Source organism: Chthoniobacter sp., assembly GCF_040003245.1.
GTDB lineage: Bacteria > Verrucomicrobiota > Verrucomicrobiia > Chthoniobacterales > Chthoniobacteraceae > Chthoniobacter.
This window is the reverse complement of record NZ_JBDUCX010000067.1, coordinates 1-17812: the sequence shown is the minus strand read 5'-3', so window position 1 is coordinate 17812 and position 17812 is coordinate 1. Positions and strand designations below refer to the sequence as shown.

19 protein-coding genes are annotated in these 17812 nt (G+C 62.8%); 14 read left to right on the top strand and 5 right to left on the bottom strand.

The window, feature by feature from the left end:
• Positions 1 to 3: 3 nt before the first annotated feature.
• Genes ABJF10_RS11515 through ABJF10_RS11505 form a run of 3 tightly spaced genes read left to right on the top strand, consistent with a single transcriptional unit; the run spans position 4 to position 1266 of the window.
• Positions 4 to 564 (top strand): hypothetical protein, encoded by a 561-nt coding sequence (locus ABJF10_RS11515; protein ID WP_348544716.1) that lies wholly within the window; start codon positions 4 to 6, stop codon positions 562 to 564.
• A 28-nt stretch (positions 565 to 592) separates the two neighbouring features.
• Positions 593 to 832 carry a hypothetical protein gene (locus tag ABJF10_RS11510; RefSeq protein ID WP_348544714.1) on the top strand — a complete coding sequence of 80 codons (240 nt, stop codon included), beginning with the start codon at positions 593 to 595 and terminating at the stop codon, positions 830 to 832.
• 5 nt (positions 833 to 837) lie between these two features.
• Positions 838 to 1266 carry a hypothetical protein gene (locus ABJF10_RS11505; protein ID WP_348544713.1) on the top strand — a complete coding sequence of 143 codons (429 nt, stop codon included), beginning with the start codon at positions 838 to 840 and terminating at the stop codon, positions 1264 to 1266.
• A gap of 142 nt (positions 1267 to 1408) precedes the next feature.
• Here ABJF10_RS11505 and ABJF10_RS11500 read toward each other — a convergent pair whose 3' ends face one another.
• From ABJF10_RS11500 to ABJF10_RS11490, 3 genes are all read right to left on the bottom strand, one after another.
• The gene (locus ABJF10_RS11500; protein WP_348544712.1) at positions 1409 to 1993 is read right to left on the bottom strand and encodes a hypothetical protein; all 585 of its coding nucleotides are present in this window, start codon (positions 1991 to 1993) and stop codon (positions 1409 to 1411) included.
• A gap of 614 nt (positions 1994 to 2607) precedes the next feature.
• Positions 2608 to 3273, bottom strand: a complete 666-nt coding sequence (locus ABJF10_RS11495) for a hypothetical protein (RefSeq protein WP_348544711.1) — start codon at positions 3271 to 3273, stop codon at positions 2608 to 2610.
• Between the two features lie 30 nt (positions 3274 to 3303).
• Positions 3304 to 3576: a hypothetical protein gene (locus ABJF10_RS11490; protein WP_348544710.1), complete on the bottom strand. Its 273-nt coding sequence runs from the start codon at positions 3574 to 3576 to the stop codon at positions 3304 to 3306.
• A 336-nt stretch (positions 3577 to 3912) separates the two neighbouring features.
• On the opposite strand from ABJF10_RS11490, the gene ABJF10_RS11485 reads away from it, so the two are divergent.
• Both ABJF10_RS11485 and ABJF10_RS11480 read left to right on the top strand, forming a co-directional pair.
• On the top strand, positions 3913 to 4380 hold the full coding sequence (locus ABJF10_RS11485) for a hypothetical protein (RefSeq protein ID WP_348544709.1): 468 nt from the start codon (positions 3913 to 3915) through the stop codon (positions 4378 to 4380).
• A gap of 13 nt (positions 4381 to 4393) precedes the next feature.
• Positions 4394 to 4675, top strand: a complete 282-nt coding sequence (locus ABJF10_RS11480) for a helix-turn-helix transcriptional regulator (RefSeq protein WP_348544708.1) — start codon at positions 4394 to 4396, stop codon at positions 4673 to 4675.
• A 258-nt stretch (positions 4676 to 4933) separates the two neighbouring features.
• Here ABJF10_RS11480 and ABJF10_RS11475 read toward each other — a convergent pair whose 3' ends face one another.
• Positions 4934 to 6157: a metallophosphoesterase gene (locus tag ABJF10_RS11475; protein ID WP_348544707.1), complete on the bottom strand. Its 1224-nt coding sequence runs from the start codon at positions 6155 to 6157 to the stop codon at positions 4934 to 4936.
• Between the two features lie 159 nt (positions 6158 to 6316).
• On the opposite strand from ABJF10_RS11475, the gene ABJF10_RS11470 reads away from it, so the two are divergent.
• Positions 6317 to 6691, top strand: coding sequence for a BlaI/MecI/CopY family transcriptional regulator (locus tag ABJF10_RS11470; RefSeq protein ID WP_348544705.1), 375 nt, complete (start codon positions 6317 to 6319; stop codon positions 6689 to 6691).
• A gap of 293 nt (positions 6692 to 6984) precedes the next feature.
• Here ABJF10_RS11470 and ABJF10_RS11465 read toward each other — a convergent pair whose 3' ends face one another.
• Positions 6985 to 7896: a hypothetical protein gene (locus tag ABJF10_RS11465; protein WP_348544704.1), complete on the bottom strand. Its 912-nt coding sequence runs from the start codon at positions 7894 to 7896 to the stop codon at positions 6985 to 6987.
• A gap of 49 nt (positions 7897 to 7945) precedes the next feature.
• Between ABJF10_RS11465 and ABJF10_RS11460 the strand changes: the two genes are divergently transcribed.
• The 8 genes from ABJF10_RS11460 to ABJF10_RS11425 all read left to right on the top strand — a co-directional run.
• A complete protein-coding gene (locus ABJF10_RS11460; protein WP_348544703.1) occupies positions 7946 to 10672 on the top strand; it encodes a carboxypeptidase regulatory-like domain-containing protein in 2727 nt (908 codons plus the stop codon).
• A gap of 11 nt (positions 10673 to 10683) precedes the next feature.
• Positions 10684 to 10854, top strand: a complete 171-nt coding sequence (locus ABJF10_RS11455) for a hypothetical protein (RefSeq protein WP_348544702.1) — start codon at positions 10684 to 10686, stop codon at positions 10852 to 10854.
• Between the two features lie 75 nt (positions 10855 to 10929).
• Positions 10930 to 12144 (top strand): hypothetical protein, encoded by a 1215-nt coding sequence (locus ABJF10_RS11450; RefSeq protein WP_348544701.1) that lies wholly within the window; start codon positions 10930 to 10932, stop codon positions 12142 to 12144.
• Between the two features lie 88 nt (positions 12145 to 12232).
• Positions 12233 to 12913 carry a response regulator transcription factor gene (locus tag ABJF10_RS11445; protein WP_348544700.1) on the top strand — a complete coding sequence of 227 codons (681 nt, stop codon included), beginning with the start codon at positions 12233 to 12235 and terminating at the stop codon, positions 12911 to 12913.
• Entirely contained in the window at positions 12910 to 14313 is a 1404-nt protein-coding gene (locus ABJF10_RS11440) for a HAMP domain-containing sensor histidine kinase (RefSeq protein WP_348544699.1), read from the top strand. Before ABJF10_RS11445 ends, ABJF10_RS11440 begins: the two co-directional genes overlap by 4 nt.
• Before the next feature lie 3 nt (positions 14314 to 14316).
• Positions 14317 to 15582: an efflux RND transporter periplasmic adaptor subunit gene (locus ABJF10_RS11435; RefSeq protein ID WP_348544698.1), complete on the top strand. Its 1266-nt coding sequence runs from the start codon at positions 14317 to 14319 to the stop codon at positions 15580 to 15582.
• A gap of 11 nt (positions 15583 to 15593) precedes the next feature.
• Entirely contained in the window at positions 15594 to 16289 is a 696-nt protein-coding gene (locus ABJF10_RS11430) for an RraA family protein (protein ID WP_348544697.1), read from the top strand.
• Between the two features lie 42 nt (positions 16290 to 16331).
• Positions 16332 to 17812 (top strand): efflux RND transporter permease subunit (locus ABJF10_RS11425; protein ID WP_348544696.1); only part of this gene is annotated, 1481 nt, incomplete at its 3' end.

Genomic DNA, 17812 nt, shown 5'->3' with positions numbered 1-17812 from the left:
TTTATGAAACCACTCGTCCTCATCCCCGTCCTCATGCTCAGCGCGTGCACCTCGCACGCTCCGAGGAAAATCATCTCTGTCGCAGTCGCACCTAGCCGGCCTGTGAGTGCCGCCGCGCTCCGCACCGGCGAACAACTTCGCGAATACCGATTCGGCCGTTACGTGGACCCAGGCGACCCCTTGGTCATGCATGACGACCACCCGGTCTATCGCGTGGAGACGAGCGCCGGATGGAATCTCCGTCCGGGCAACACCAGTCAGCCCGCTCAGCGCGAGAGCGTGGCAGCGCCGAGCGTTTCGGCCAACGATGCCGTCGTCGCTGAAGTGAACAAACAGCGCGCGGTGACGCGTGCCGTGACGGAGCAGGCAACCACGCTCAATCAGCGGCTCGGCGAGATGTCCAAAGCTGCCGCTCAGACGCAAGAACTCGCGACGTTGGGGCTCGCGTTGAAGCGCGACATGGCAGCCCTCCGTGAGCGCATGGACTCGTTCGATACCCAACTCCGCGAGCGGAAACCCGCAGCCCCGGATCGCCCGCAACCGCGAGCCGAAGACAAGTGGTAGCCGTGCCCGCTTTTCCAATCTCAATCCTATGCTAACCACAGACACAAACAGACAACCGGTCATCCTCGACCTGCCGCCGAGCACACTCGCGCGGTATTCAGAAGCCAGCGAAGAGCTTGAAGAAACACTCGGCCTGTCACCCGGCCCGGAGTTTCTGATGAGCCTTGCCGTTGAACACGAAAGTCCTTTCGAGCTCACGAGTACCTTTCTCGGCGAGATCATCGAAGCGCTCCGCGAACCCATCATCACCATCGAACCCTCTCACTAACCAATATGGCTATCAAACGAACCAACGGAAACGGCGCTAATGCCAACGGCGGTGCCGATCCTGCCGACTCCTCGGCACCAGCAATCACGAACGATCCGCAGAAGTTCCGCGAAAACGCGGAAGTGAATGGGAAGATCGACGCCTACATCCAGAAGAACCCCAAAGAGTGGTCCTATATCCAGGCGATGCCGCGCGAACGGTTGGAGCGCAGTCTCGTGCTTCAATCCGTGCAGAAGGAGGAACGCAAAGAAAAGATGCGCGCCAGCATCCTCAAGAAGCTCGATGACAATCCCGAGATGAAGGAAGCCTATCGGACTCTCGTGAAGAATCTGCCGGCTGAGCAGCAGGAGAAAGCAATGGTCTCGCTTGCGATGCGCACCAATCGCACGGTTGCGCCACCGGCGCAGCAGCAAGCGCAGGGCGCACGGGTGTAAACCCCGCCGCCACCACTCGCAAAGACTCCGGCTGTGCTCCGCTGCCATCGGGCGCGTGCGCGCAGCCGGAGACTTTGCTTTCCACCGCCGGGATGCCGTCGCAGCGCAGCGCCGCCACGGCGGTGGAACGGGAATCGCCCGTTCAGAACTTGGGCACGTTAGACCGCGCCCGAGCCTCTTTGATCGCCTTCATCTCGGCGTCGTATTTCACCGCTTGGGGGAGTTCCAGAAGGATCGAAGCTTTGCCCAAAGTCAGGCGAGCCTCCGCCCCGTCGTTCCGCACCCAAACTGTTCCGAGAATACCCATACTGTGGACGAGTTGATTGCTCAGGGTCGCGAGACCGTTTTCGCCGGATTTCGCGAGCGCTTTTTGTTTCCAAGTGCCAGTACTGGTTTCGCCTTTCAGCACCGCTTCGGTCTCGAAATCTTTAATGCTCGGGCTGCCACCCGCTTTCATTACATCTGAGTTCCAAATCTTCGTGTATTCTTCACGGACGATGTAGTCCCTGCCATCGGTGGCGCGGAGGAGGCCGCACCGGATTCGCCAGCCTTGCATCTCAAAGGTGAACTCCTTTGCGCCCTCTACCAGCAGGGTGGCAAGCGTGGAGGCCGGCTTTTTCGCTAGACCGTAACGAACCTCGGCTTGTTCGAGCGTTTCGCCGAGTCGGGCATGACAAGTGAGGTTCAAAGCGAGGGAGATAAGCAGAGTGGGTAAGATCGGGCGCATGGACGTAGGCTAAGATTGAGCACGACTTGCGCCTGTCGATTCGTCCGTGGCTTGTGAAGGAAAGAGTCCGCTGCGCTCCCTCTTCCCTGGTCGGAGCCCAAGGCGTCTCCGACGCACCCATCTCAACGGAACCGAGGTTCCGTAACGCCTCCTGATGCGGCTGTCGCCGCGGGAGACTGCGCCCGCGCCGCCTTTCGCCCACGCGTGCGCAGACTCCCAAGCGTGTGGGCGGGGTAGCGACCATCTGCGCCGCTCCACACTGCGCTCTCGGCCTCCGGCGACGCAATGTGCTGCGCCTCCGGCCTGCCGCTCCGTTTGGGGGCGGCGCAGATCGTCGCTCTTCGATGCTCCGCACCGCGCTCGCCAATCCACGCGAGCGCGCCAGCAAAAATTCTGACACGTCGCCTGCGAACCGCCGCCAGCCTGATGCGAGTTGGCAGCGGCTCAGCCTCCGGGGAATTCGGGGAGGCTTCGCAACGGCCAAGCAGGCTTGATCCTCCTCGCTCGGTCGCTCGCCCGCGCTCAGTCGGCGCGCTGCCTGGGAAGGGAAAGGTAAGGGTGTCTTCCGTGCTCGGCGGCTGTCGCCGGCCTGTGCGGCGCGGAGGCGCGGCGGCTCACGGCGGGAGTAGGGCAGTGCGCAGGTGGTGCGCGATCTTCGCTTTGATTTTCTCGAGTTCCGTCTCATCTAGAGGACGGCCCTCAGCGCGCTCGATCAAGTGGTCAAGATATAGCTTCCGCCTTGCGCCACTTTTGCGGCGCGCAACGGTGACGCGAGCGAAGGCATCCTGCACGGAGCGGCGAGTATCGGGGATTTGCGGCCGATGCGGCCCGCCGATGAGCAGATCGTAACGGACGAGACCCGTGACGTAGGCCGATAAGGAAGCATAGCCGAGTTCCTCCCACCGCAGATCCACGAGCTGCCAAAGGCGAGCGGGGAAGGTGATGCGCTCCGGTTTCGCATTGAGCGGTGGAGGTGTCCAGTTTCGCGCCATCGTACGGAGTTCGGTCAGGCGCTCAACGACCTGCACGAGCAGCCCCTCGCGCGGCTGACCGGGCCGATAGCGAGCCACGATCTCGGCATCGACCGCGTCCTGCGCGGCCAAAGTGTCCCGAGCGATCGCGAGCGTGATCGTGTGCTTTGCGCCGCTCTGCAGGTCGTAGCTCACGAGATCGACGGTGAACGGCGAAAGCGTGCGAAAACCAAATTCATGGAAGCGCAGTCGCAACGCCGGCGCCAAGAGGCCGGGGACCGTGATGTTCTTGCGAATTCCTTTGAGCATGACGGCGGGGGGAGAGAGCACCTATCGCGCTCAGGTCTGTTTGTAGCCGGGGTGACGCCGCAGCCAGGCATCGAGCCGGCGCATCGTGCATTTGCCAAGAGAAAAGGGAGTGTCGGCCGCGTTTTTGATCTGCGTGATCGCGGTGCGACCGATGCCCGAGAGCATCGCCAACTCGCTCGCATTGAATTGACGGTGCGGAAACTTCTCCGCGAGAAAAAGCAGCGCGGCGAAGGTCGTCGCCGAAGTGAGTATGTCTTCCTCTTCGGTGAGGGTGGATTCTTGTGAGGCGGTCATTTTGCTCATCGGGATGTGGGTTCTTGAGACGAGATCAAGATGTGTTCGCGTGAACAAAGTCGCAATGGCGCGGCTATGGACACTTTCCTCAGAGTAAAGTGCCAGAGTCCCCGAGCGATACCGCGCGAGGGAATGGGTGCCTTGGGCCGGTCCAAATTCAGAACGGTCAACCATTTCCGTAGGTCAGTGGAGAACACCAGCGGTGCATTGGAGAACACTGGAGAACAAACGCAGGTCGCCGAGCCGAGCAATCAAAAATCGGGGTGTAGAGCCTTCACGTCGCGCAATCCAGAGCGCAAATGCGCCAGCCAGAGCGCGCGGCATGAACCTCAAAAACTACATCCGATGAACGAAAAAGAACTCCAATCCCTCGTGGACAATGCCGTCGCCCTGCACCGCGAGATCGCCCAGAAGACCGAGCAGCTCAAAGCGCTCAAAGCCGTCCTCGTGAAGGAGGCGCGCCGGCATCCGAAGGCGCTCGTCGCCACCGAAAACGGGGGCAAACGCTGGACCACCAAGGGCAGCGACGGTTGCCTCGCACGCGTCAACTTCCCAGCCGCCGCACTCGTTTCCGAGATCGAAGCACAGAGCGATTTGGCGAAACAGCTCCAGGACATCGCCGGGGGCAAATTCCGCCGGCTTTTCACCACGGTGAAGAGCTACCAGCTCGCGGAGAATTTCCGCGCCGAGGCCGCGGCGATCCTGCCCGAACGGAAAGCCGAGGCGCTGGTGGCGCTCTGCGAGAACGAAAGCGCGCCGCGGGTGAGCTTCGAGGCGGCCAGCCTCTCTCTCGCTGCTGTCGCCGCCGCCTGAACCGGAAGCAGCCATGCGGCGTTACAAAAATAACATCGGCCCGCAGGTCCGACGCTTCCGCTACGACCGCGCCTGGTCGCAATCAGAGTTCGCGGCCAAGCTCCAGATCGCGGGCCTCGACATCGACCGCAGCGGCGTGTCGAAGATCGAGGCCCGCATGGTCTTCGTGGACGACCGCACGCTCATGTATCTCGCCGAGGTTTTGAAGGTGGAGGTTCAGGGGCTCTTTCCGAAACGCGACCCTGGACACCGCATCCACGAATTCCTGGAGCACCTGGAAAAGACGCGGTTTTGAGGCGCGTCTACGAACTTCGGTCGAAAGCGTAGAAGTAGAAACTGATCGCCGCCGCCATATTCACTTTGTCGCGGAAGAGCCTTCAAAATTCTTGTGACAATCTGTGACAAAATCCGGCCACACAAACCCCACTGTATGATGCGCAAAATCAATTTACTCTGATGCACCGCATCAAATAGTGCGATTTGTATCGGTCTGAGCGGGTTCAACTCCCCTCGCCTCCACTTCCTTCATTTCTCAAACCTCCGCGGACAGGAATTACGCGGTGCGGCGCAAGGTGAGGTGGACGATTTCGGCGGGGGCGTTGCTGCGGAGGGGGAACCAGTTGCCTACTCCATTCGAGACGACCAGGGCGCGGTCGGGTTTTTGATACAAGCCGGACCAATAGCGGAACATGGCGGGGCCGAATCCGATCTGCTTGGTGAGCATCAATTGTCCACCATGGGTGTGGCCGGCCAGGGTGAGCGGAATGTTTTCCGCGTAATCGAACGCGTGCGGGTGATGCGCCAGCAGGATGGGGAAAGCGTCGGGCCGCCTTTGGACGAGCAATTCGTGCATGGAGCCGGCGATGGCCAGGTCCCCGCGGCTGCTCATCGCCCGCGGATCGCCGTGGCCTGCACCCCAGCGCAGTCCGAGGATTTGCAAGGCCACTCCGCGCACCGAGAGGAGGGCGGACTCATTGACCAGCAAGCGAAGACCGGCGGACCTGGTCAGTTGTCGAAATGAGTCCGCATCTTCGAAGAGATCGTGGTTGCCCTCGCAAAGGAAGACGCCATGCGTGGCCTGCAATCGCCGGACGACGTCCAACGCGACGGGCAGATCGCTGAGGGCGTAGTTGATGAGGTCGCCCGTGAGCAGGACGAGATCGGGTCGCAGGTCGTTGGAAGCGGTGACGATCGCATCGAGGATGGCGCCGCGCGTAAAGACGCCGACGTGCAAGTCGGTGACTTGCGCGATGGTGAGGCCGTCCAAGACGGTGGGAAGACCGGGGACGGGAACCTCCAGGCGGCGGATGCGAAAGCGGCTCCATTGCTCGACGGAGACGGCGGTGATCCCGAGGGCGGCGATGGCGGGTGTTGCACAAAGCGCGGCGGAGACGAAATCTCTTCTCGTCATGGCGCCAGCCGGACTGGGGTTCGCTTCGGAGGGAATCGGTTTCTTCGCGAGGATTCGTCCGACGCGCAGGATTTCAACTGCCGTCTTCCAGAGGAACCAGACGAAGGCCGTGGGCAGGAGCACGAGGCAATGCCAGATATAAATCGCCGCGACCACAGGCTTGCCCATGAACGCCTCGGAAGGCAGATCGAAGCGCCGCCCGAAAAACAGCAGCAGCAGGCCGCCGACCTGCATCGCCGTGAAAAGGAACAGCCCGATATTCCAGAGGCGCCGCTGGGGAAAGCGACGCAAAGCCCGATGGAAGTTCCAGCACCACACAAGATCGCCGAGCAGAAGAACGAGAAAGATAAGGCTGATGACCGCCATGGAGGCGGGAATAGAAACCAGATCGCCCGCTTTGCCAAATCGACACACCGCTTGGCGACCTTTGCCGCTACGTATTCGACACGGCAAATTTTTATTCCAATAAATTCCCACTTTTTCATTTACACATGTCGTCCGTGAGCCTACACATGTAGTCCATTGATGAAAACACCCCCTGCGATCACCGACACGGAATGGAAGATCATGCAGGTGCTCTGGACGAAGGCGCCGCTCACGGCGGGCGAGATTTGCCAGGCCCTGCAGCGCGAAGATCCTTCCTGGCATCCCAAGACGGCGCACACCCTGATCACCCGCCTGGTCAAAAAAGGCGCCCTCAGCTTCGTGAGCCGCGGCCGCGCCTATTTTTACGAGCCTCTCTTCACCGCCGAGGAATGCGCCGACCAGGCCAGTGCGTCTTTTCTGGATCGCGTCTTCGGCGGCTCGCTCCAGCCCATGCTCGCTCATTTCGTCGAACAGCAAAAGCTCTCGGCCAAGGATATCCGCGAGTTAAAGCGCATCCTGGAGGGCGGCAAATGATGACCCTGCTCGAATCCTTCCTGGACCAAGTATGGCGGCTCTCCTGGCAAGCTTCCGCCCTCGTCGTCCTCGTCCTCGCGGTCCAATTCCTGGCCGGCCAGCGCCTGCCCGCCGGCTGGCGTTACAATCTGTGGCTGCTCGTGGTGGTACGCCTCGTCCTCCCCTTCTCGTGGCAAAGCCCCCTCAGCGTCTTCAATGCGGTGGACTGGGGAACCGCCCGGGCGAGCGCCGCCATCGAGCGGGTCGTGCCCGCACCCGCATCCGCACCCGTCACTGCCAACACCGACGTCCCATCACCAGCCACCGCTGCGCCGCAGGAAACGAATGTCGAATCGAAACCCGCGCCCGCGCCCACGACGGTAGCCTTGCCGGTGCCCCAGGCTCCGGCACCGCCGCTCGCCATCGCCCCTCCGCAGCCGAAGCCGCACTCCCCCTTCCCCTGGCACGAAGCCCTGGTCCTCGTCTGGGCCGTCGGCGTCATCCTGCTCGCGGCGCGCATCCTTTTCATCTCCTGGAAAATGCAGCGCCGCATCCGCGCCGCGACCCGTCTCGCCGATCCGGACGTCCTCGGCCTGCTGGAAGTGTGCCGGGTGCGCATGGGCCTGCGTCGCCCGCTCGTCGCGTGGGAGACCAGCACCATTCACAGCCCCGCCGTCTTCGGTTTCCTGCGCCCACAGTTGCTCCTCCCCACCGGTCTCGCCCGCAATTTCTCCGCTCCGGAATTGCGCCACGTCTTCCTGCATGAAATGGCACACGTCCGCCGGCTCGACCTGCCGATGAACTGGCTCGTGACGCTCCTGCAAGTGCTGCACTGGTTCAATCCCATCATCTGGCTGGGCCTGCGGCGCATGCAGGCCGACCGCGAATCCGCCTGCGACGCCCTCGCCATCGAGCGCAACGGCGATCGCCCGGCCGACGAGTATGGCCGCACGATCATCAAGCTGCTCGAAAGTCCGCTGCACCCGGCGACCGCACCGGGCCTCATGGGCATCGTCGAAAGCAAGAGGCAGATGGTGCGGCGCATTCGCATGATCGCACACTTCCGCGGCAATCCCCGCTGGTCGTGGCTGGCCGCCGGGCTCATCGCCCTGCTCGCGGTAGTGGGTCTCACCGATGCGGCGCAGCGCGTCCGCGCGGAAGTCGCCAAAGTCCTCGCGCCGGAGAAAACGCGGCGCGTCACCGTGCTCGATGCCGCGACCGGGCAACCCGTTGGCCGGTGCGCGCCTTCATACGCCCTACGCTTCCTACCTCGTCGTGTCGAAAGCCGGAGCTCCCGCGCTGACCGACCCCTCCGGCGTGGCGTATCTTTCCACGGCCGATATCAACTACGGCTTCCTCGTGGCGCATCCGGATTACGCTCCCGTGGCCTGGCAGAAAAATCCCTACCAAGGCAATGCGGAGTTCGCGGGCGATTGCGTGATCAAGCTGGACCGCGGGGCAGCGATTGGCGGCACCGTGCGCGATGCCACCGGCCAGCCCCTGGCGGGAATCGGCGTCGAGATGACAGGCGCGAAAGTCTATTGGGACGAGCAAAAGGACGTCCCATTTGCGCAGTTTCCCGCGTATGTGTCGCAATACTTCCCGCCCATCGTGACCGACGCACAGGGCCGCTGGACCTGCCCGCATTTTCCGATCGGCCCGTCGAATTTGCTCTTCTCCTTCCAGCGGCCGGGCGGCGGCCGCCATCGCGTGGAGGTGGGAAATGCCCGCACGGCCCAGACCACAGAAGAGCTCGATCTGCGAGCAGTGCGGCAGGGCAACCTCGTCACCGTCTTCCCGGATGGATTGGACGTACACGGCATCGTGCGCGACGCCGCCGGGCACCCGCTCCCCGGCATCACCCTGACGGAGCGTGATCGCCGCAGCCAGGATCCGATCGCCGTCTTGCAGACGGATGCGCAGGGTCGCTTCACCCTGACTCATCGCGATCCGCACCAGATCCTCCTCGCGCTCACTGGCGAAGGCTTCGCCACGACCGCCCAAGTGGTCACGGTCGCCCCCGGCCTCGCCGAGCAGGATTTCACAATGTCGCCGCCCGTGCCGCTTCGCGTGCACATCGTGGATGAAGCCGGCGCACCGATCGCGGGTGCGTCGCTGGCTCCCACCGAACTCCAACTCGGCTGGACGGGCCAGAGCGATGCGCAGGGGCGCATCACCTGGCCGGCCGCGCCACTCGAGCCCGAAGTCTACTCCTTGTCGGCCGAGAAGCATCCCCGGCGCATCATGCGCCTCACACCCGGCGCGGCGGAGACGACCGTGACGCTGCGTTCCACGGGACCGGAAGGCACCGAGGTCGCGGTCAAGGCCTTGGGCGAAGATGGCAATCCGCTGGCTCACTTCACCGTCCTCGCCGCCTACGGCGATGGGAGCCGCTCGCGGGACAAGGGATTCGAAGCCGTGGCCGAGGGCAGGGATGGCGCCTGTGTCGCCGTCGTGCCGTTTGAAAAATCGCAGGGCTCTGCCTTTCGTCTGCGCGTCGAGGCGCCCGGGCTCCTCCCATTCACCAGCGGAACGCTCGATCCACTGGCCGGCGAGCCAGCCTTGACCGCCACCCTCCGCGCCGGTCGCGCCTTGCAGGGCAAAGTGCTTCTGCCCGGCGGGCAACCCGCCGCCCGGGCCAGCGTGATCATCACCAACCCCGCCGGCCAGCGCTCCTACATCAATGTCTCAACCTTCTTAAAATCCAAAATGCGCGTCGAACCCCGCGACGCCAAAACCTTGCACGCCGACGCCGAAGGCGCCTTTGCCCTGCCCGAAATCGCGCCGGAAACGACGGTGATCTTTATCCACGACCAGGGGTTTCTCGCGATCACTGCCGGACAGTTGCAGGGCATGACCGAGGTGAAGCTGGGAGCTTGGGGCGTGGTGGAGGGCACGCACGCGGTCAATGGCCAGCCACGCGCGGGCCAGCGACTGCAGTTGCAATCACTTTCCGGGCAGAGGCCGTATGACCTGAGTTTCACCATCGACGTCAAGACGGACGCGGACGGACATTTTCGCTTCGCGCCGGCGCCGATCGGCCCCTGTTTGATTTACGCGACGCAACCCTCCAAGGGGCAGTGGCCGCAATCGTACGCCACGCCCGTGGAGGTGAAAGAAGGCGGCGAAATCACGCACCTCGACGTGACGGGTCATGGCGTGACCGTCACGGGGCGCGTGCGCTTGAGTTCGCCGGAGGCGGAGGTCGACTGGACCAAGGACATCACCACCGCCCTCCTGAGCCAGGATGAAAATGAAAGGAACGCCTGGCCGAATTATGAGGATTTCATCCGCCAGCGCGACTATGCGGAGGCAATCGTCAGGGCCTCCCGGCCCGGCATTCTGGTGCGCTCCAGCTACCCTCTGGGTTTCGCACCCGATGGCTCGTTCCAGGGCGAAGGAGTGCCGCCGGGCAAATACCGGCTACGCGTGAGCGCCGCGCGGCACGACCGCGAGCCAAATCAGTCCGCCAACGAACTCGGCTCGCTGGAAAAGGACGTCGTCATTCCAGCCGGGAAAGAGAACGGGCCGATCGCCCTGGGCGATTTCACCGTGGTCGTCCCCGAGGGAGCCGCGCCGCGCCGGCCGCCGGTCCAATTCACCGCACAGACTTTCCAAGGCCAACTGTTGCCGCTGACGAAATACGCCGGGAAGCAAGTGCTGGTGGTCTTCTGGGCGAGTTGGGCGCCGCCTTCCGCGGAGACGCTGGCGCAGTGGAAGCAGCTATACGATGCCCACGGAACCGATCCGCGTTTTGCCATGGTCGGCATCTCGCTGGATGAGGATGTGGACGCGGCGCAGAAATTCGTCCAGGCGCAGCAGTGGCATTGGGATCAGGCGTGGCTCACCGGCGTCGAAAAGGCGCAGATCACGGAGAAGCTCGGGGTGGATATCCTGCCGTCCGTATTTTTGCTCGGGGCCGATGGCCGCCTGCTCACGCGCAACCCTGCTGGCGGACATTTGCAGACCGTCATCGAATCGTTCCTCTCCTCCAACAAGTAATCCCCCTGCTGATGCACACTCGCACTCTCCTCGCCCTACTCCTCCTGGCCGCCCCGTGGAGCACCCGCGCCCTCGACCTCACCGGGCAGGTCGTCGACCCGGCCAAGGCGCCGGTGGCGGGCGCCACCGTCATGATCCTGGCCGAAAGGCCGCGCACCGGCAGCAGCCCGTTGTGTCCCTAAACCTATCCTGATTGCGGGAAGCGATCGGTCACCGACGACGCCGGGCACTTCACACTCCCCTCGCTCGATGCGGCGATGAATTTCTGTATCATCGTCATCGCCCCCGGTTTCGAGCCGGCGGTGAGTTCCGGGCTGTTGCCGGAAAAGGGATCCGTGACGATGCCCTTGCGCACCCGCGATCTGTCGAAGCTGGATCCCAAGCGGGTCATCAGCGGCCGCATCATCGGGCCGGATGGCAAGCCCGTCGCCGGGGCCGTCCTCGACATCGACGGGGTCGTGCGCGGCGACACCACGAGCTGGGGCTGCAACGCCAAGGTCGACTCGATGACGGTAAGCGATCTGCAGGGCGAATTTCACATCGTGGCGGGCGAGGACATCCAGGGCGCCCACGTTCTCGTGAAGGCGCCGGGCCGCTGCCCGCGCTGGTTCCAGCTCGAGCCGGCCAAGATGGCGTTGCTGCGCTTGAAAGCCGGCGCCGAGGTGCGCGGCCGCCTCGTGGCCAATGGCCAGCCGCTCGCGGGCGTCCCGCTCGCCATGGCGACGGACGCGCGGCAGTGCGGGGTATTCATTTGCGATTTAACTTCGGCCACGGACGCGGACGGCCGCTTCGTTTTCTCCAACGTCCCGGAGGGCGTAAAGCTGCAGCTCTTTGCTACGATGGACGCGATGCAAAAGCGCCACGCCGCCTTCCGCATGGATGTCACTTCCGCCAACGACGGCCAGCCGACGGAACTGGGCGACCTCACCGCCGTGCCGGCCTACCGCCTCACGGGCCGGGTGATCCTCGCCGATGGCAAACCGGTGCCGCCCAACACGCGCCTGATGCTATCGCGGAAAAACGCCTGGGATTCGCAACTCGTGATGATCGGCGAGGAGGGCAAATTCACGGCCAACGCGGTGCCCGGGGAACAGATCTCCTTCAACATCACCGTGCCCGGCTATTGCCTGTCGCCGAAGAATTCAAACGTGAACCCGTGGAATCGGGATACCCTCACTGGCCTGGTCAACGCCGATGTCGATGGCTTGAAAATTCTCCTCGAAGCGAAAGGGCCACCCGCGCCCGCTTGGGAGGATGCGCCACGGCCCACCTCGGAAGAAATCGCCGCCGCGGAGCAAAAGCCTTTCCGGCCCACACCGTACGGGCGAAGGGCATTACTGCCGTTTAGGATCAGGGAATCTCTGTTCGCAGATAGCACGCTGGAGGGCACCGCGCCGTCGGCGCCGTGGAAAGCGCACCTACCCGGAAGCGACGGCGCGCTGCCCTCCAGTTCCATTTCGGAAGTTGAATAGGGTTTGGGGGATCAGGATCCTCTGCATTAGGAAATCCTAATTTTACTTTCATAAGACCCGCAGAAGCGCAGTGTCTAGTCTGCCGGATATGCGCATCCTTCTCGTTGAAGACGAAGAGAAAGTAGCCCGCTTCATCTCCGTCGGCCTCAAGGCCGAGCGGTTCGCGGTGGATTCCGCGCGCGATGGCAAGACGGGGCTGCAGATGGCCACGATCAACCCTTACGATTTGTTGATCGTCGACCTGATGCTGCCGGGGATCAGCGGGACCGAGTTGATCCGCCGCGTCCGCCGATCGAATACCGAGGTGCCGATCGTGGTGCTGACCGCGCGCGATGCGCTCTCGGACAAGCTGGCCAATTTCGAATCGGGCGCGGACGACTATCTCACGAAGCCATTCGCCTTTGCCGAGTTGCTGGTGCGGATCAAGGCGCTGCTCCGGCGCGGTGCCGTGCCCCGGGCAAATGTGATCCAGATCGCCGACCTGGAGATCGATCGAGTCGCGCACCAGGTGCGGCGCAATGGAATCGCCATCAAGCTCACCGCGAAGGAATACGGCCTGCTCGAGTACCTGGCGACCAATGCCGGGCGGGTGCTGTCGCGGACCATGATCGTGGAGCACGTGTGGGACCAGAGCTTCGAAGGGCTGACGAATATCGTGGATGTGTATGTCCGCCAGTTGCGCGCCAAGATCGACGAACCCTTCGAAAAAAAGCTGATCCATACCGTGCGCAGCGTGGGCTACGTGATCAATGAAGACGGCGCGGAATGAATTCCCAGTCGATCCATTTTCGGTTGATCGCCTGGTACGCGGGAGTGCTGCTCCTGGTGCTGCTGGGCTTCGGCGCGTTCACCTACACGACGCTGCGCTTCTTTGGCAATCAAGTGCTGCGCGAGGCCATGGCGCATCGCGCCCAGCAGATCGCCGACCTCCTGTCCAGCGACGCGGCGGCCAAAGACCCGGCGTACGTCGCGCGGGAGATCGTCAAGCGCTACGACCCCGTGACGAACGACCGGTTTGTGCGGGTCTCCCGCGCGGACGGGAAAGTGCTCTTTCTTTCGTCCGCGCCGATCGATCGCAGTTTTGTCCCGGAAGAGCTGCCGCCGTGGACGAGTGGGAGAAATGGAACGGCGTCCTATCAGGTGACCGCACCGGAAGGGACACGCCTGCTCGTCGCCACGCAACGCGTTCCGGTCCGCAACGAGACGTTCCTGGTGGAAGTGGGAGGGACGCTGACGGCCAACGCGCGCCTGCTGCACCGCCTGCTCATGACGCTGCTGCTCGGTCTGCCGGTGGTGCTGGGGGTCGTGATCCTGGGCGGCTACATCCTCACCAAGCGGGCGCTGCAACCCGTGCAGACCATGATGCGCGGCGCGCAGGAGATTACACTCCGCCACCTGAGCCGGCGGCTGCCCACGCTCCACGGTGATGACGAGATCGCACACCTCGCGACAGTGCTGAATCAAATGATCGCCCGGCTCGACGAATCGTTTCAAAACACCGCCCGCTTCACCGCCGACGCCTCGCATGAATTGCGAACACCGCTGACCATTATTCGCGGCGAACTCGAGGCGATCCTGCTCGGGCAAAAGCTCGAGCCCGAATTGCGCGACACGGTCGCCAGCCTGCTCGAGGAAGCAGAACGGCTGGTGCGGATCGTCGAGGGGCTCTTCGCCCTTTCGCGGCTCGATACCGGCGAGGCGCAGACCGAGCGTGTGCGCTTCGACCTGGCCAAGCTTGCCGAAACCACCGCGGAGCAAATGTGCCTGCTCGCGGAGGTCAAGCAGATCGAACTCGTCTACGAGACGGCCACCCCCGTGGAGATCGAGGCCGACCGCTCGCGACTCAAGCAAGTCGTCGTGAACCTGCTCGACAACGCGATCAAGTACACGCCGGAAAAGGGCCGGGTCTCGCTGGCTGTGCGCGCCCAGAATGGCACGGCGTTCATGGAAGTATCCGACACCGGTCCCGGTGTTTCCGAGGCGGCCCTGCCGCATCTGTTCGAGCGCTTTTACCGCGCGGATGAAGTGCGCTCGCGAAAGATTGACGGGGCAGGTCTTGGCCTTTCGATCGTCCACTCGATTTGCCTCGCGCACGGTGGTTCCGTCAGCGTCGACAACATCTCACCCACCGGCTGCCATGTGACGGTGGCACTTCCGAAAGCCCAGTAACCCATGATCCAGCTCGAGCCCATCGATCCAGCCAGCCAGTCCAGGAAAGAGGAGAACAGCCCCCCTCAGATGCAAACACCTCAAAAATCAATTCGCCGCACCCGGACGAACATCTGCGTGTTCGCTGCAGTCCTGTGCCTGGCTGTCGCCGCTGGATTCGTAATCCGCGGCAGGCATCCCCTATCCGGCGAAGGATCGCCGAGCCGTTTGCCCATCGTCGCGGTCACCAAAGTTTCCCGCGAAGACCTTCACCAAACGCTAATGATCGCGGCGGAATTCCGCCCGTATCAGCAAGTTGCGCTGCACGCAAAAATCGCGGGCTTTTTGCAGTCGATTGCCGTGGATGTTGGCGATCATGTCCGCGAGGGGCAGGCGATCGCGCAGCTGGACGTGCCGGAATTGAAAGACGATCTGGCGAAAGCATCCGCGTCACTTCGGGCGAGCGAACAAGAGATCATCCGCGCAGAAGCAACCTATAACGAAGCCCACCTCGCGTGCCGGCGCTTGCAGGATGTGGCGAAAGAGCATCCGAAGCTCGTGGCGGCGCAGGAATTGGATGCGGCGCAAACCAAGGACGCGACCGCCGGCGGGACGCTGGCCGTGGCGAAGCAGCGGGTCGGAGAAAGCACCGCGGAGTTGAGCAAAGTGCGTTCCATGATGTCCTACACAACGATCGCGGCGCCTTTCGACGGCGTGATTGTCAAACGCTACGCGGATCCCGGCGCGCTGATCCAGGCGGGGACTTCATCGAGCGCACAGGCGCCCGTCGTGGACATTGCCGAAGACAAGCGGCTGCGGCTCGTTTTCCCGGTCCCGGAATCCGCTGTGTCGCTCGTCAAGGTCGGGGCGGCTCTGCGAGTTACCGTGGGATCGATCAATGCGACGCTGGAAGCCAGAGTTTCACGCTTTGCCGGAAAGGTGGATCGTGCCACCCGCACGATGTCCACCGAAGCGGAGATCGATAACAGCGACGGTCGCTTGACGCCGGGCATGTATGCCAGTGTCAACTTGGTCCTGCGCGAGAGCAAAGACGCGATCACCGTGCCGGTGCAGGCCATTGCCGTGGGCGAAAAGCCGAAGGTATTCGTCGTCAATGGCGGCGGAGTTGTGGAGGAACGCCCGGTGACGCTGGGCTTGGTGACACCGTCGAAGGACGAAGTGACTGCGGGGTTGGCGCTGGGCGATATGGTCATCGTCGGCAGCCGCTCCGGCATTCAACCCGGCCAGAAGGTCGTGCCGAAGCTGATGGAAATTCCCACCACGGAATAAGACCCCACCATATGAACCCGCCGATTCCCGACGCCGCACTCAAAGCCCTGGCCACATTCGACACCTGCGCGGTGGCCAATGCGATCGAATGTTTCGATGTGCGGCTGCGCAACGAAGGCTTCACCAACAACACACTGCAATGCCATTTTCCCGACATGCCGCCCATGATCGGCTACGCCGTGACGCTTCGAGTGCGAAGCAGCAATCCTCCGATGGAGGGGGGGACGTACGCGCAGCACACGGACTGGTGGGATCAACTGGACGCGGTGCCTGGACCGCACGTCGTGGTCATTCAAGATGCCGACCGGCGACCGGGAGGGGGGGGCGCCTTTATCGGCGAAATCCATGCCGCCATCCTGCAGGCCCTCGGCTGCGTCGGTGTGATCACCGACGGGGCAGTGCGCGATGTGCCCGCGGTCGGACGCACGGGCTTTCAGCTTTTCTCCCGCACGCTGTCGGTGTCTCACGCCTACATGCATGTCATCGAGGTCAACACGCCAGTCGAAGTGGCCGGACTGCACATCCGCGCGGGTGATTTGATCCACGGCGACCGCCACGGGATAGTGCGCATCCCCCTTGCTGTCGCGGCCGAATTGCCGGTCGTCGCGGCCCGCGTCCGCGACCAGGAACGAGTGATTCTGGAATTCTGCCGCTCGGCGAATTTTTCCAAAGCGGGTCTGCGAAAAATCCTCGGCGAACCCTGCTAGAGCAAGCCGCCCGGATCCCGCCCACAACCATTTTCTTTCACCATGTCCCGTTTTTCGATCCGCTACCCCTACCTCATCATTGTCATCTGCCTCATGGTCTGCGTGGTCGGCGGGATGTGCGTCATCCGCATGCCGGTGGACTTGTTCCCCTCGATCAAGATCCCGGTCGTAGTGGTCGCCACTTTTTTCAATGGGATGCCTCCGGAGCAAATCGAGAACGACATCACCGGTCGTTTCGAACGTTTCTTCACCCTCGGCAGTGGCATCGACCACATCGAGTCGCGGTCGCTGCCGGGGGTGAGTTTGATCAAAGTCTATTTCCAGCCGGGCACCAATGCCGACTCCGCCGTAACGACCATCTCAAATCTCGCGATGGCGAACCTTCGTAAATTGCCCCCCGGCACGCTCCCACCGGTCGTGTTGAAATTCGATGCATCGAGCCTGCCGGTCTGTCTCATCACGTTGAAGGGCGAAGGCTTGAACGAGACCCAACTGCGCGATACCGGGCAATACACTGTGCGCAACCAGGTCGCCAACGTGCCCGGAGCTTCTGTGCCACAGCCCTTCGGAGGGCGTTACCGGCAGATCATGGTTTATGTCGACCCGTTGAAACTGGAAGCACATCAACTCAGCGTCATGGACGTGGTTCGTTCGGTGAACGAATCCAACCTCATCCTCCCCGCCGGCGATGTAAAGATCGGCCCCTTTGACTACAGCCTTTATACGAACAGCCAACTCAAGGGCGTGGACGAAATCAATGCCCTGCCCTTGAAAACCGTCGATGGCACCTCGGTCCTCGTCGGCGATATCGGCCACGCTTCGGATAGCTCACAAATCCAGACGAGCATCGTCCGCGTCGACGGCCAGCGGTCGGTTTATCTGCCGGTGTTAAAACAAGGCGGCGACGCGAACACGATTGCTGTCGTCAACGGCATCAAGGAAGCCGTCGCCGGTTTGGTGGACATACCGAAATCACTCGTTGCGAAGGTGGTCTTCGATCAATCCGTCTTCGTCAAGACCGCTATCGAAAATCTGCTCCACGAGGGCGCTATCGGCCTCGTCCTGACCGGATTGATGATCCTGATCTTCCTCGGGAACTTTCGCGCGACGCTGGCCGTCTTCCTTTCCATCCCGCTCTCCGCGCTCGCCGCATTCATCGGCCTGGCCTTCGGTGATAGCTCGATCAACTCGATGATCCTCGGCGGCCTTGCGCTGGCCTTTTCCCGTCTGATCGACAACTCGGTCGTGGTCCTTGAAAATATCTACCGGCACCTCGAACTCGGCGAAACTCCTGAGGTCGCCGCCGAGAAGGGTGGCCGCGAAGTCGCACTGCCGGTGCTCGCGGCGACGCTCACCACGGCCGTCGTTTTCTTCCCCGTCACGTTTCTCTACGGCGTGAGTCGCTTCCTTTTCAGCGCGCTTGCCCTGTCGGTCGTGCTCTCGCTCTTCGCCTCCTATGTCGTCGCCATGACGGTCGTGCCTCTTTTCTGTGCAAAGCTCATCAAGGCGCATGCCACCCACGG